Genomic DNA, 14,371 nt, shown 5'->3' on the forward strand with positions numbered 1-14,371 from the left:
TCATCGCAAGTAACATAATAAAGGCATAACTTTGATACAAAAGAAAGGATAAAAAATGTTTCGTTCCCACACCCCAAAGTTCGTTGCGCTCTTCATTCTAGTTCTTATCGTGATGCTTGCAACCTATGCGTTTGCCGCCACCAACACCGTGCCTGACACTTACGCCGGTGAAGGAGCCAGCACGACCAGCGGTTACACAGTCACCAATGTGGTCTATGGGTTGAACGGCACCACTCCGTCGAACATTGACAGCGTCACTTTCAACTTGAATGCAGCTGCGACCGTGGTCAAGGTCAGACTGGTCACAACGGGTTCCTACTATTCGTGCACCAACACTTCAGGCACCACCTGGACCTGTAACACCACCTCTCCGCAGGTTACAGTTTCCGCGGCGAATGAACTGCGCGTGATTGCTTCGAATTAGATCACACATCAGCACGTTCCCAAAGTTCCAAAAAACCTGCACAGCCCTCCCGAGACTGCAGGTTTTTTTGGGTAAACCAGCACATCCAGGAGACTCTCCCTTGGAGGAAGACCCGAAACCGATCCTGACCCAGGGTTCTTCTGATAACGCCGACGACACTGGGGCTGGCTGCCAGGCTTCGACTATCGGGCAAAGGCGTCCCGTGCGAAGCGGCTCAACAAGAGCTTTCCGCCTCGGCGATTTTCCGGTCCCCTTACCAACCTGTATGGAAGATCATTCGAAGTTTGACAGCCTGCCGCATTATGGTGGACATGGCAGGCCTTTCTCAGGATGATTATGAACAGACGTTTCGCTCCGAACATACTGTCCGCTTTCTGGATCATCGTCATGATAATGACTTGGTCCGCTTTTGCCCCCAGACAGGTTGGAGGGCTTGCCTCCTACGTCATCATTGTCGGCTCAAGCATGGAGCCGAACTTTCACATCGGTGACCTGGTGATTGCTCACCGAGAACCTAACTATGAAGCGGGAGATGCCGTCGTATACATGAACCGGGAGGTTGGACAGTTTATCTTCCACCGGATCATAGCGGAGGAAACAGGGAGATTCCTGCTGAAAGGCGATAACAACCCCTGGACGGATACGTACCGACCAACCGGGGATGAGGTCCTAGGCAGGTTGTGGCTGCACATTCCCAGGGGCGGCAGCAGCCTCCTTCAATTGCGCAACCCAGCTGCGCTTTCCCTGATCGTTGGTCTTCTGGCAATCCTTTTGCTCACCCCGGTATCCTCACAATCGTTGAAAGGTAAAAAACGTATGAACAGGAAAACATCCCAGGAACCACTTTCTGCCATCCGGCGAAAAATGGCTGTCTGGCTGACACACGCGCGAGCCACATCCCTGCCTACCCTCCCGAATCGCAGGAATAACGACTTGATCGAGGGCGTGTTTTTCGGGCTGACAATTGTCGCGCTTGGCTCCGCTGTCCTCGCCATACTTTCTTTTTCCAAACCCCCATTCCGGGTTGAAAACGACCCTGTCGACTTTAGTGAAATCGGGGTCTTCTCGTACAGCGCGACAGCCCCAAAAGGTGTCTATGATTCCGATGCCCTCAAAAGCGGGGACCCGATCTTTCCCCAGCTTACCTGTTCGTTGGATGTCAGTTTTCAATATGTTCTCATGCCCCAGCCCGCACAGGATATCGCCGGAACGCATCGCCTGACTGCGATCGTAACCGAACCTGCCAGTGGCTGGACGCGGCGTTTGCCACTGCAAGCCGAAACTCCATTCAGCGGGAATACATTTGGCACCACGGTCCCGCTCAACGTGTGTGAGATCGACCGCTTGATCCAATCCCTGGAACGGGAGGCTGGCTTCCATTCGGCTTCCTATCTTGTCACGATTGTGCCAAACGTCCACTTGAAAGGAGTATTGGCAGGACGACCCCTGGAAACCAGATTCGATATCGGTCTGACTTTTCGATATGATCGCATACACTTTGCGCTTGTCAGAGACGAAGGGAACAGCGATCCATTGAATGTCAGCCAAAAGGGGATTTTGAATGAAGAACGTACGGTGGCGAACACGATGCTTCTCCTGGGCATGAAGGCAGCCATCCCCACAGTGAGGTGGAGCGCCCTGCTCGGGTTGATCCTATCGCTGGCCGGCTTGGCACTGTTGACGGTGCGAGTTCAGGATCTTGCAAAATCGAATTATGCGGAGTTTGTTCGCCTGCGCTATCAATCGCTGATCACTGAGATTCAAAAGACTCCGGCGATGGACTCAGCCAACGTGATTGATGTTGCCTCCATGGATGACCTGGCGAAGCTTGCGGAAAAGTCCGGGTTGATGATCCTATACCTAAAGGAACCGGTCCTGCAAACATATTACGTACAGGGAGCAGGTATGATGTACCGTTTCATCATACCGGTCCAGATGCGTCAGCCAGATCTCGCCGTTAAAGCGGAAACTGCCACGAAAATGGAAATTACAACCAGCCAGGAGGAGCAATGATCGGGAGAAATTTCCTTCGCCTGACCCTGATCAGTTTGTTGATTCTGGTGTCCGCCAGCATCTTCTTTGCCTACGCCGGGACCAACTCTGTTCCTGTTACCCGGCTGACCAATCAGGCATTTTCGATCACCGCCAATGCGTTGAAACCTGCCGAATGCGCGGCATTGAACCTGGCTGCGATTTATATCGGGGTGGCTGCCAAGGGCACGCGTGCGAACGACCTTCTCCTGGGTACGGCGGGCGCTGATAATCTTGGAGGCGGAGGCGGCTCGGATTGTATCGTTGGCGGCGGCGGGGATGATATTCTGAACGGGGGCAAGGGAAACGGCGATGTATGCATCGGCGGACCGGGAAACGATACATTCAAGGGTTGTGATACCGAAATCCAATAAGCTGAACACCCGGAAGCGATTATCCTTTTTGCTTTTGCAGTTCCGCGGCGATGCCGGAACTGAGAAAGATGCCTTCGGCGAAGCTGCTTCGATGCATTTTGCTGAAGAGGTCGACGAATTAATCAGGCTTGAAGGTGGCGCGGCGAAAATCGCGCCCGGCGCGGAAGGGCAGTAGTAGCAGTCGCGCTCACAGGCGGAGGAGAGCAGGGTCTTGAGCAGATTGATCTTTTTGCCGTTGGGGAGTTGGGCTGGGTAAACGAAGGCGGCGCGTTGTTCTTTCGGTGAATAACATGAAGGAGTGGTCTCCCCCTGCGGGGACTTCGCGATACGGTCTTGGCTGTCGCCTCGACCTACTCGACCATCAACAGAATCTTCGGCGTGTTCGAGGTTCATCTGGCTGGAGAGTTCGATGAGGGTGTCGAGAGGGTTCATGCGCATATTATTGAATAATTGTTCTAAATAAGCAAGTTGGACGTTGCGCACGTGTATAATCGCATCATGTTTCACCGCATCGCGATGATCGCCCGTTGGAAACCTGTGCATTTGGGGCAGGCGGCGGTCCTTGGCGCGTTGTGCAACCGGGCGGAGGAGGTTTTGATTGGGGTGGGGTCGTCGAACCGGTATAATGCGCGCAATCCGTTCACGTATGAAGAGACCGAGGCGATGCTGAGGCTGGTGTTGGATGGAATAGATTCCACCCCCGCCGGGGACGGCGGGAGGAGCAGGGTGAATTATGGTATTTTGCCTGTGCCCGACTTGGATGACGGTCCGCGGTGGAGGGCGATGGTGAAGGAGGTGCTGGGGGAGTTGGATCTCTTCGTGACGGATAACCCTTATGTGGCGAATCTAATGAAGGACGATTACCGCCTCATGCGGCCCGTGGAGTTTCTCTCACCATCCGAACGGGTGCGCATCGACGGATCCACTGTCCGCGCGATGATGGCGAAAGGGGAGAGGTGGCAGGACTGGGTTCCGGAGCAAGTGGCGCGGTATATCGAGGAGAATAAATTGGATGAACGCTTCCGGCGTGAGTTCGGGTTGGAGACGCTGGCGATGCAATCTGTTATACGCTAGGGGTGGGGTTACCCCGCCCCTACGATACACATAAAGGAGAGATTTTATGTATTCATGGGATGAAGATACCAGTTCGTGGTACGGCAAACCGGGTTATGTCTATGCCCCGGCGGCGGCTCCCGCGCGCGCCGACTCGGCGATGCGCGCCAGGGCGGCGGGTCCGCGCACGTATCAGGGGAAGAGCGGACCGAACGAAAAAATCATCGACCCGGAGAAGACAATCAGCACACAGTCGAAGAATCCGCTGATCGTGGCGATTGACGTGACCGGATCGATGGCTTCGTGGCCCTTCGAGATCTTCGACCGCCTGCCTTTGTTATACAACACGCTCGCGCAATACCGACCGGATGTGGAAATCTGTTTCGCCGCGATCGGCGACGCCGGGGTGGACCGGTGGCCGCTGCAAGTGACCACTTTTGCCAGCGGATTCGACCTCGAGCAGCTGCTCGGCTCGCTCTTCGGCGAAGGCGGGGGAGGGGACGCGCCTGAGTCGTACGGTCTGTTCGCGCATTGGGTCAACACGCATGTGGAAATCCCCAACGCGGAAGAAACTCCCTTTCTGATCGTCTTCGGCGACATCACGATGCACCCGAAAGTCTCGGGCAAGCAGGTGGAGCATTATCTCGGCGATAAAACCGGCGACCTGGATGCGATCAAAGAATGGCAGAAACTGACCCAGAAATGGAATACCTGGTTTCTGCGAAGACCGACCGGCAAACGCGGCGACCAGGTGGACGAGCAGTGGGGCAAAGCCGTGGGCGCGCAGAAGATCTTCCACATCGAAGACGAACAACGCGCGGTGGATTACGCCATGGGGCTGATCGCGCGGTCGTGGGGGTACTTCGACGATTTCCAGAACAATATGCGCGCAAGGCAGGATGAGACCAAGGTGAAGCAGGTGAGCAAGCCGATCGAGATGATCTGCCCGCGGTGCGGCGCGCCGATCCCGGTCAATGCCGAGGGGATGTTCAAGTGCAGGTATTGCGGGACGACGTTGAAATTGTAGGTTGGACATGGATATAGCTTTAAACACACGGTGGTTTCGATACGACGCTCGCTAGCGCTTGCGTCTACTCAACCACCGGAATCTTATGAAAATCTCCGCCATTGTCACCGTTCCGCCTTACGCCTCGTTCCTTGACGAGGTGGCTGCGCATCCCATCGTGAGCGGACTGCGGCTGAACACGGTCATGCCGCTGAGGGAGGCTTTTCGTGATGTATTGGCGAGGCTTTCGAAATTCAATCAGCCGTTGTGGGTCGATCTCAAAGGGCGGCAATTGCGCGTGGCGGAGCCGGCTATGCCGCCGTTCACTGAAATCAAATTGAGTCATGTCATCAGAGTGGATACGCCAGTGGACGCGTATTTCTCGGATGGAAACGAGCGCGTGCGCGTGGCGGCTGTGGACGGCAACCGGCTGATCATGGAGGACGGTCCGCGGCGCATGGTGGGACCAGGAGAGTCGGTCAACATCATTCATCCATCGCTGGAGATCGAAGGGACGCTGACCGAAACGGATCGTGAGTATCTCGCCGCGATGAAGGACCTTGGGTTGACGAAGGCGATGCTTTCGTATGTCGAGTCTGCGCAGGATGTGGATGAAGTGAAAAGCCTGCTGCCGAATGCCGAGGTGATCTCGAAGATCGAAACGCGAAAGGGATTGGATTTTGCGCGAAGGGAGAGGGCAAAGCATGGTCAACTCATGGCGGCGCGAGGGGATCTGTATGTGGAAGTGTTACAGCCGCACAGAATCATCCCCGCGCTCAAGACCATCATCCAAACCGACCCGAATGCCATTGCGGCAAGCCGAATTTTAGATTCACTTGCATGGACTTCCGTGCCCGTCAGCGCTGATATCAGCGATGTCGCTTTTCTGATGGAGATCGGTTATCGAACGTTCATGCTGGGAGATCAGGTGTGTATGAAGCGTGACAGCGTGATGGAGGCATTGAATTTGTTGGAAGCGATGGGGAGAGAAGATTAACCACAAAGGGTCACGAAGGGTCACAAAGGAAGTTCAAGGAAGGGGGGGTGAGTAAATAGTGAATAGTGAATAATGAATAGTGAATGACGAGTCAGGAGTTAAATATTCAGGTGAAGCTAGCGATTGCTCAGATCAATACCACGTTAGGAGATTTGACCGGGAATATTCGGCGCATCCTCGACGCGGCGGATAAAGCGCGCGGGGCGGACCTGGTCGTCTTCCCTGAGATGACGGTGCCGGGATACCCGCCGCGAGACATGTTGTACGATGCTTCATTCGTGGAGGCGGTTCAAGCCGCGACCGCGGACCTGGCAAGGCAAGCCAGGAATTTGCCGCCGCTGTTGGTGGGTTCGTTCGCGCCTTCGGGGGAGAAGCATTATCAGCACCCGGCTTTGCATAACATTGCGTACCTAATGAAAGACGGCAAAATGCAAACGGCGCAGGTCAAGCAGTTGCTGCCGGTCTATGACGTGTTCTTCGAACCGCGCTGGTTCGTGCCGGGGAAGAAGACCCTGCCGCCCATCGAGATCGCGGGGAAGAAAATCGGTGTGATGATCTGCGAGGATATGTGGGACGAGGAATATTCGGTTCATCCCGGGGCAGATCTAAAAGCGATGGGCGCGGGGATGCTGGTGGTGATGTCTGCGGTGCCGTATCGAAAGGGGGCGATGGAAGGCAGGTTGTATCATGCGAGGAGGCAGCTGGTCTCGGGTCTCGATACATCCCGCGAGGAGCATCGCGGGACCACTCGACCCGCGGAGATTCCATTAATATTTGTCAATCTCGTCGGGGCGACGGATGAGTTGATCTTCGATGGGAGAAGTTTTGTGGCGGGCGGAGAGGAGCTGGCTGGATTCGAAGAGGAGGTGGGGATTTTGAGAGCGGATGATGAACCGCAGATCAGGGTCGATGGTCGAATGACAAAGGTCGTCGAGGAAGAGGTATTTAACGCGCTGGTATTGGGTGTGCGCGACTTTGCGCGCAAGAATGGGATGAAGAAAGCCTGCCTCGGTCTTTCGGGCGGAATTGATTCTTCAGTGGCGGCTGTCATTGCAGCGGAGGCTTTGGGGGCGGAGAACGTGACCGGTATTGCGATCCCTTCGCGGTTCACGGACCCGAGGTCAACTGAATCAGCAAGGGAGTTGGCGTGGAATTTGGGGATTAAGTTCGAACAAGTCTCATTGGAGAAAATGCATGAAGCGGCGGAACAGGTTCTGGGTCCCGACAGAAGCGGGGGAGTCTCGGGGGAGAACATCCAGGCACGGCTAAGGATGGTCATCCTGATGAGCACCGTCAACAGCGGCGGCGGTTTTCTGATCAATACGAGCAACAAGACCGAGTTGACACTGGGGTATTCGACGCTGTACGGCGATATGGCGGGGGCGATCAGCCCGTTGGGTGACCTGACGAAGATGGAGGTGGTGGGGTTGGGAAAATGGGTGAATAGTGAATGGGGAATAGGTCGGGTGATACCGGAGTTTGTGATGGAGAGAAAGCCTTCTGCCGAGTTGAAGGAAAACCAGGTGGACCCGTTCGATTATGAGGTCGTTTCGCCGCGACTGGAGCGGATGGTTTTGGCGGACGAGTCGAACGCGATGATGAAGGCGAGCGAACACAAGCGCTGGCAAATGGGGGTGGTGTTGAAGGTGAGCGAGCGGGCGTTTGGACGGGGACGGATGGTGCCGATGACGAGGAAGTAGGGGGAAGGGCGAGGATGATTTATGAATTATGAAGGATGAGGGATGAATGGAAAGTGATTCACGAATCCGTCCTTCGGCATCGTTTCACTCCGGTCTGGACGGGAATGGATTGGGACCAGCTTTTTATACCAGAGACTTTATCAGCAATTCAAAGACCGTGGCGCCGATCACTTCGAAGGAAACTTCCTTCAGGATACTGCTTGCAATCGCCCAATATTTCTTCTTTATCTTCGGGAGGACGCCTTTGGCGTTTTCCAGCCTGTCGCGACCGCCGCCTTTCAGCCATTCTTCGACGCTGGCGGGGGACTCTTCCTCACCCGGGGCGGTCATAATCTCGCGCAGGACCCAACGTTCGAGGCTGGTGGAGAATAGTTTGAATTCACCATCCGCCTCGACGATCAAGCCGCGTTTCGCCAATGCAAGCACATCCAAATGCGCGCGCGGATTCATCTTCTGCAAGCGTTCAGCCTGCGTATTTTTCTTCGATGATTTTTCCTGCTGCAATGCCAGAATGCCAAGCAGGGTGATCTTCTCGCTTTCGGTGCAGTGACCCCACAGGTAACTAAAGTGCGGGTCGGCTTGCTGATCGAAATCTGCCACGGCGCGTTCGAAGAGCGGACGCGCGCTCAAGCCCTGCGCCTTTGCGTCCACCAGATAATGGCCGGCAATTTGAAGGAAGAAGGGTTGCCCGCCACCGAGGCGCAGGATGAACTCACGCTCCTCAGGAGAGAATGTTCCCTCGAGGCTGGACAAGTATCCATCCACAAGAGAGGCAGCATCTTGAATGGGGAAGGGGCGCAGGACGACATTGGCAAAGATGTTGAAGAAGGGCGAACCTTTGATCTCGTCGGAGTGACATAAGTCAACGAGTTCACGGCGGGTGGCGGGTAAAAGTGCGACACCGTGATGAATGGCAAGCGCACGCAGGCCGCCAAAGAAATCGCCCTTGAAGTTCGGGTTTTGGGTGACGTGTTCGAACTCATCGAGCATGAGGACGATGGTCAAGCCCTTATCCTGCGAGGCTTCGAAGAGGTCTTCGAGGTCGAAGAGGTCGAAGGATTCCTGTTTGCCCAACTCCTCGATGGCGGGTTTGAGGCTTTCCTCGCAAATGGAACGCGACATTTTTTGAGGACGCGCTGCCAGAAACGCACCGGGGTGATATCGGTGAGACCCTGAAAATCGACATAGACCATGCAAAACTTATCGGGAGTGAGCCCAAGCTTCGCGCCAATCTCAGGATCGGATAGGTGATACAGAAGCGATGTCTTACCGATGCGCCTCTCACCGATTATCGAAGTGGATTCGTGTGCGGAAGAGAGCAGGCGGTTCGTGATCTGACGCAGGTCCGCCTCGCGCCCGTAAAAGCGGGCAGGGTCTTTGATGGGGTTGCCGAAGGTGAAAGGGTTCATGGTGACTCCGTATGCCAGATCATGGTGATAGATCTGTGATATCCCATATTTTGAGGTTGTCAATCAGCACCTGCAAATTGTCACCGTGATCATCGCACACAAGAAAATAAAAAGTCCCTTGACTTGATGAAGTATCTGCCTGCGCGATGACCAACTTCCCGTTGATGTAGATAGCCAGTTGGTTCTGCCGGGCAATCAACGTCAGATGTTTGGGGGTATTCCATGATTGGAAGGATGATGCTGGAACTTCGGTATAAAGCAGATCAGTATGGGTGCCGTTAATGTTTTTATGAAACCCAACCAGCCCCATTGGAAAAATATTCACTCCAAAATGGGAAGTGCCATCATCCCGAAAAATTATAGTTGCTGATCCTTTCCCCTGATTGATAAATCCCGCATCCATTTCCAGGAAAAAGTCTGAAAACACCGGATCAGTCGGAAGACTCGCGCCATAACAGATATCCTTGGCGGAAATGAAGTATTCGCCATCCAGATAGCGGACTTCGTTGCCGGTGGAGTTCTGTTCGATAGTCCAGCCGCTGGAAGGATCGCTGAAATCATCTTCATAGTCCGGCGTTTTGCCTGCAACCCAAGCCAGCGCAGACCCGAAGAAAGACTTAGTCCCGGTTGCGGTTGTCGCAGCAGAGAAATCCACCCCGCTCAAGTCCCAAAACTTGTAATTGTCGAATTCGCACGTGACTGTGGAAAACGCTCGGAAAGTCGCATATGTATACACAGTGCTCCCTTCAGGGTCAAGTGCAGTGAATGCCAATTCATCATTAATAAAAAGGGAGAACCGATCATCGAGAACGAATAACGTGACAGCGTTAGATATTGAAGGATCAAATTTGCCCGATCCAATGATTAAATCATCAGGATCCTTTGGGTGAACCACCCTGACCTGACCGCTTGGCCGGAAATTGACACTAAAATAAGTATCAGTGCTGCCGACAACCAAGGAGCAACCGGCATCATCCAAAGATTCCAAAAGCTGTGTCTCAAACTCAAAAGCAAATCTTTTTGAGTTAAATTCGAAGTTATCCAGGGGCACAAATGTGTTAATATCACTGTCAGTGCTTAAAACCAACTTCCCGTTCTCCACTTTAGCATTCTCCACCGGATCCCCAAAATCCCAGGCATCGAAACTCGTCTGGTAAAGCGGCTCTTCGCTCTGGATGGCAGCCAGCGCAATTCTGACCGCCGAATCCACCTCGCCCATGTCCCAGATCTTGAAGTTGTCATATTCGCACCCAATTCCAGAACTGGCTGATAAAGACTGATGAACATACATGGCGCTCCCATCTGGGTCGATGGCGGTGTATGCCAACCGACCATCAATGAAAACGGCAATTTGATCTCCAAGGATGAACAGCGTGACATTGTTCTCTATTTCGATATCGTACCTGCTCTCAGCCAGCACCTCATGAACCCCCCCGCCAACATGGTGGGATAGAGCAGCCCGTCCATCCGCATGAAATTCAACGCTGATTGCCCTGTAGGCATCGCCAGGGACGCCGTCGCCTGTTTCAAAGATACAATGACCTTCGGGGCTGGATTCTGTGACATGGAGGTTAAATTCAGCCGCGAATCCATCGGAAACAAGATCGTATACAGGCACGGCTGTATGTTCTTGCCCTTCACTCGGGACAACCAGTTTTCCGGCGACGATCCCTGCGTTATGCTCAGGTTCACCAAACTCCCAGGCATCGAAACTGGTCTGGTAGAGCGGCTGCTCATTTTGGGTTGCTGCTAGCGCAGTTTTGAAGGCTGAGTCCATATCCCTCAAGTCCCAATACTTGAAGTTGTCAAATTCACAAACTGCCTGATTGTATGCGGCGAAACCATTTGTGACATACACCACGCTCCCGGCATAATCCAGGGCGGAATATGCCAACTGCCCATTAATAAAGGCGGTGATGTGATCCCCCAACACGACGAGCGTGATCGTGTTGGACCTCGTTTTGTCAAACGATGCTGCAGCCAGGCGTACATCCAAGCCCGATTCAGGCACATATCTTGCCAGGACTGCCGAGCCTTCTGGATAGAATTCCATGGTGAAGCCCCTATACGACCCACCGGGGGGAACGCCATTCCCTGCCCCATAGAAGCAATTCCCGTTTATTAAGGCGGACATACCAATATCAAATTCAACCACGAAGTTATCTGAGGGATATGTGTTCAGAGCAAAATGCACCCCATTTTCATCCCTGCCTGTGAGCATTAATTTCCCATTCACAAGCGCGGCATTGGGGTCTGTTTCTTCAGTGTCCCAGTCATCGAAGTTGGTCTGGTAAAGCGGGTCTTCGTTCTGGATGGTATCGAGCGCAGACTGGATGGCAGGATCAAGGGCGGAAATTACTGTTGAAGCCGGCTGTGCGGCGCTGGTAGGCGTCTTTGTGTTGTCCGTGGTCACGGCGGGCATGGCAGGCAAGCCGGTCCGAGCGACCCAAACAACCAGCGCGCCAACGCCAAGCGCAAGACCCGCCAGCAACCCGCCGACGAGCCAGCTTTTCTTGAAGACGATCTTCGAGGTTTTGGAGCCGGACCGGCGCAGGCGGACCGCCTCAGCAAGCAGGTCTGTGGTGTCTTTATATTCCGCATCCTCCGCCACGATGCGTTTGAAAAGTTCTATGGCTTTCTCGTAATTCCTACCGGCGTGCGCAGATGCGGCGTCGACATAAAGAGACGCCAGGGTTTGCGCCTTTTTAACCGCCGCGATCTCAGCCTGCGCCTTTTCGCGGTCGGCGGGCAGAAGGGCGAGGTATTCATTCCATGCCGCCAGGGCTTCATCGAATTTTTCCGCTTTCAGCAGGGATTGTGCCAGGGTTTCAAGCCCGCCCAGCCTACTCTCGCGTTCGAGCATTTTGATCTCCGCCAGCTTTTGGATGAATTCAGGATTGTCCGGCTCGTTGAGCAGCACTTCCTGAAGCGAGGCGGCGGCGGTTTCCCACTTGCCCGCCTGTGCGGCGCTTTCCGCCAGACGAAGAGCGGCCTGCAAGCGTGACTCCCGCCTGGCTTTGCGCGCCTCCGCCAGTTTGGTTTTCAGCGTTTCATTCTCCGGCTCGGCGGCAAGGCCGTCATTGAGCACTTCGATGGCCTCGTCCCAGCGGCCTGCGCTGATGGCAGACTCGGCGCGCGCCAGACGGGCGTTCAGTTCGGCCGTGCGACGCTCGGCACGCACCTGACCAGCCCTGGCCTGCATCACTGCGTTGTCCGGTTCCAACCGCAAGGCTTCGTTCAGGGCGCTCAGGGCTGCATCCCAATTGCGGTCTGCCACGGCATGATCGACGCGTTCGAGAACCGCTTTCTGCCAGGCAGTGTGCCTGGCTTCGACCAGATCCGCGATGCGTTTTTGGACGGCTGTGTCATCGGGCTTTAATTGAAGATATTCGTTCAAGCCACCGATGGCGGCGTCCCAGCGTTCCGTTTTTTCGGCGGCGGCGACCTTCGACAAGAGGGCATCAAGCCGTTCGCGCAACTGACTCTGGTTAATGGTCTCGATCCGCTTCAGGATGGAGGCATCGCCGGGCGCGATCTCCAACGCGGCGTTCAAGGCTTCGACGGCTTTCGCCCAATTGCGCGCGGCGGCTTCCTTCTCGGACCTCGAAATCTGATCTGCCAAAACCTTGGCATTTTTCTCGGCGCGTACTTTTTCCGAACGGGCGATCAGTGCCTGATCTTCAGGCGTGAACTTGAGCGCCTCGGCAAAGGCAGACAAGGCCTCCTCGTCCCGACCGCCTGCGAGGGCTTTTTCGGCACGCTGGCGGCTCAACTCGGCCATGCGCCCGCGCGCTTCGAGATGTTCGGCATTAATAGCCAGCACACGCTGATAGGAAAGCACTGCGTCTTTTACGCGTCCGCGTTTCATCGCCGCATCGCCGAGGGCGAGGTGCGCATCACAGAGGCCGGAACGCGAGGCTACGTCTTCATCGTCGATGGTGAGGGCTTTTTCGAATTCGGCGATGGCTTGTTCCAAATGTCCCTGCACGGCGTAGGTCAGCGCAATATTGACCTGCGCCTGAAGATTATCGGATGCAACGGAGAGCGCCTGGCGGAAGAATTCAATGGCTTTTTCGGGTTGGCCGCCATCGCGGAATTCCAAGCCGATCTCGATGAAGCGGTTGGCGATGGGGTTGGACTCGGTCAGTTCCTCGCGGACCTGTTCGATGGGGCGGTTCTTTTGCAGCCAGATGTGCAATAGGTGGATAACGAAGCGGTTTTGCGGGGTAAGGACATCCTTCTCGCGCAAGCGGAGAAGGCCGGAAGTGAGATCGGTCTCACTGAAGCGGACATGGTTCCTGCGCAGGAACTCGGCAAGGGTGCGGTTGTCGGTCTTCTCCAACTGCACCAGCGCGGCGAGACTCCATTTTTCGATGTCGGAGGCTTCGTCCCAGACGAATTTGAGATTGACAGTGCCGCGTTCGACAACATCATCGAGTACGGATTCGACATCCGCGACGGCGATCTTGCGCTGTTCGGTGCGCTGACAACGAGCGAAGAGTTCGTGGCAGGTGAGCTGGGTGAAGTAGGGGTGCCCCGACGCGATCTGGTAGATACGGTCGACCGCAGGGCGCTCGTATTCGATCACGCCTGCGACGGGACGCGTGACCAGATGGTCAGTCTGTTCTTCGCTGAGGAAACTGATCTTTTTGTAGAGGGCGGTCTTGAAAAAGTCGGTGTAGGCGGCCTGCATGTTCTCGAGCTTGCGGCCCGAGGAGCCAATGGAGAAGATGAAGTTGAGGTTGGGATGCCCCATCAGACGACGCAGATGATCGATGAGCGGGCGCGCCAACTCCTCCCTGACCTCGCTTTCCTCGAGGTTGTCGAACTCGTCAAACGTGAGAAGGAGCGTGTCGCTGCCGAGGTGCGCCTGCAGGCTGGTGAGGAATTGGTTCTCAAAGAATTCGGGATCGGTTGTGAAGGATTCTTTTGGAGGGGGAGGGACTTCGATAGCGCGTTCCTGTTTGAGGACGCGCACGATCTCGCGCGCCAGCCACCACAAAAAATGATCTAGGGTTGTATGGGTGCGACCTTGAAGATCAAAGAAGACGGGGATGTAACGATGGGGGAGGCGATTGCTTAATTGCTTTAGAACGGAGGTTTTGCCGACGCGGCGTTGCCCGTGAAGGACGAGGATGTGGTCGGCATACTGCCCAGCGATGCTGTTCTCGATCCATTGAAAAATGTCCTCACGACCGAAGAACATGCGCTGTTCGGTGACGGGTGCCCCCGCAATATAGGGATTGATTATTTCACCCACGAAGACGTCCCTCCCACGAGACGACGTGCCATTCTTATTGTGGCATATTTAGGCGGCGGATACAAGTGAGGAATTGTATTTGAATTATGAAGAATGAAGGTGTGCACTCCCCACGAT

General features: G+C 54.9%; 10 protein-coding genes. 8 read left to right on the forward strand and 2 right to left on the reverse strand.

Annotated elements, in window-relative coordinates; all coding sequences use genetic code 11:
- Window positions 1-55: 55 nt before the first annotated feature.
- The 8 genes from HS100_17320 (at window position 56) to nadE (ending at window position 7,585) form a co-directional block, all read left to right on the forward strand.
- Entirely contained in the window at window positions 56-424 is a 369-nt protein-coding gene (locus HS100_17320) for a hypothetical protein (GenBank protein ID MBE7435679.1), read from the forward strand.
- Window positions 425-760: 336 nt separating this feature from the next.
- A complete protein-coding gene (locus tag HS100_17325) occupies window positions 761-2,437 on the forward strand; it encodes a signal peptidase I (protein MBE7435680.1) in 1,677 nt (558 codons plus the stop codon).
- Window positions 2,434-2,829, forward strand: coding sequence for a hypothetical protein (locus HS100_17330; protein MBE7435681.1), 396 nt, complete (start codon window positions 2,434-2,436; stop codon window positions 2,827-2,829). The genes HS100_17325 and HS100_17330 overlap by 4 nt, the downstream gene beginning before the upstream one ends.
- Before the next feature lie 28 nt (window positions 2,830-2,857).
- Entirely contained in the window at window positions 2,858-3,004 is a 147-nt protein-coding gene (locus HS100_17335; protein MBE7435682.1) for a hypothetical protein, read from the forward strand.
- A gap of 323 nt (window positions 3,005-3,327) precedes the next feature.
- The gene (locus HS100_17340) at window positions 3,328-3,903 is read left to right on the forward strand and encodes a hypothetical protein (GenBank protein MBE7435683.1); all 576 of its coding nucleotides are present in this window, start codon (window positions 3,328-3,330) and stop codon (window positions 3,901-3,903) included.
- Window positions 3,904-3,949: 46 nt separating this feature from the next.
- Window positions 3,950-4,909 carry a hypothetical protein gene (locus HS100_17345; protein MBE7435684.1) on the forward strand — a complete coding sequence of 320 codons (960 nt, stop codon included), beginning with the start codon at window positions 3,950-3,952 and terminating at the stop codon, window positions 4,907-4,909.
- Between the two features lie 85 nt (window positions 4,910-4,994).
- Window positions 4,995-5,885, forward strand: a complete 891-nt coding sequence (locus tag HS100_17350; protein ID MBE7435685.1) for a hypothetical protein — start codon at window positions 4,995-4,997, stop codon at window positions 5,883-5,885.
- A 110-nt stretch (window positions 5,886-5,995) separates the two neighbouring features.
- Window positions 5,996-7,585 carry an NAD(+) synthase gene (gene nadE / locus HS100_17355; protein MBE7435686.1) on the forward strand — a complete coding sequence of 530 codons (1,590 nt, stop codon included), beginning with the start codon at window positions 5,996-5,998 and terminating at the stop codon, window positions 7,583-7,585.
- A 123-nt stretch (window positions 7,586-7,708) separates the two neighbouring features.
- Here nadE and HS100_17360 read toward each other — a convergent pair whose 3' ends face one another.
- Together HS100_17360 and HS100_17365 are read right to left on the reverse strand one after the other, a co-directional pair.
- Window positions 7,709-8,707 (reverse strand): hypothetical protein, encoded by a 999-nt coding sequence (locus HS100_17360; GenBank protein ID MBE7435687.1) that lies wholly within the window; start codon window positions 8,705-8,707, stop codon window positions 7,709-7,711.
- Window positions 8,708-9,013: 306 nt separating this feature from the next.
- Window positions 9,014-14,254 (reverse strand): tetratricopeptide repeat protein, encoded by a 5,241-nt coding sequence (locus HS100_17365; protein MBE7435688.1) that lies wholly within the window; start codon window positions 14,252-14,254, stop codon window positions 9,014-9,016.
- Between the last annotated feature and the right edge of the window lie 117 nt (window positions 14,255-14,371).

The organism is Anaerolineales bacterium, assembly GCA_015075725.1.
In the GTDB taxonomy this organism is placed as follows: Bacteria; Chloroflexota; Anaerolineae; order Anaerolineales; family Villigracilaceae; genus Villigracilis.

What these genes read in the sequence shown, in the direction of transcription:
- HS100_17325 (MBE7435680.1), top strand. Translation starts at nt 761, where the DNA reads ATGAACAGACGTTTCGCTCCGAACATACTGTCCGCTTTCTGGATCATC.
- HS100_17345 (MBE7435684.1), top strand. Translation starts at nt 3,950, where the DNA reads ATGTATTCATGGGATGAAGATACCAGTTCGTGGTACGGCAAACCGGGT.
- HS100_17320 (MBE7435679.1), top strand. Translation starts at nt 56, where the DNA reads ATGTTTCGTTCCCACACCCCAAAGTTCGTTGCGCTCTTCATTCTAGTT.
- HS100_17330 (MBE7435681.1), top strand. Translation starts at nt 2,434, where the DNA reads ATGATCGGGAGAAATTTCCTTCGCCTGACCCTGATCAGTTTGTTGATT.
- HS100_17340 (MBE7435683.1), top strand. Translation starts at nt 3,328, where the DNA reads ATGTTTCACCGCATCGCGATGATCGCCCGTTGGAAACCTGTGCATTTG.
- HS100_17360 (MBE7435687.1), bottom strand. Translation starts at nt 8,707, where the DNA reads ATGTCGCGTTCCATTTGCGAGGAAAGCCTCAAACCCGCCATCGAGGAG.
- HS100_17350 (MBE7435685.1), top strand. Translation starts at nt 4,995, where the DNA reads ATGAAAATCTCCGCCATTGTCACCGTTCCGCCTTACGCCTCGTTCCTT.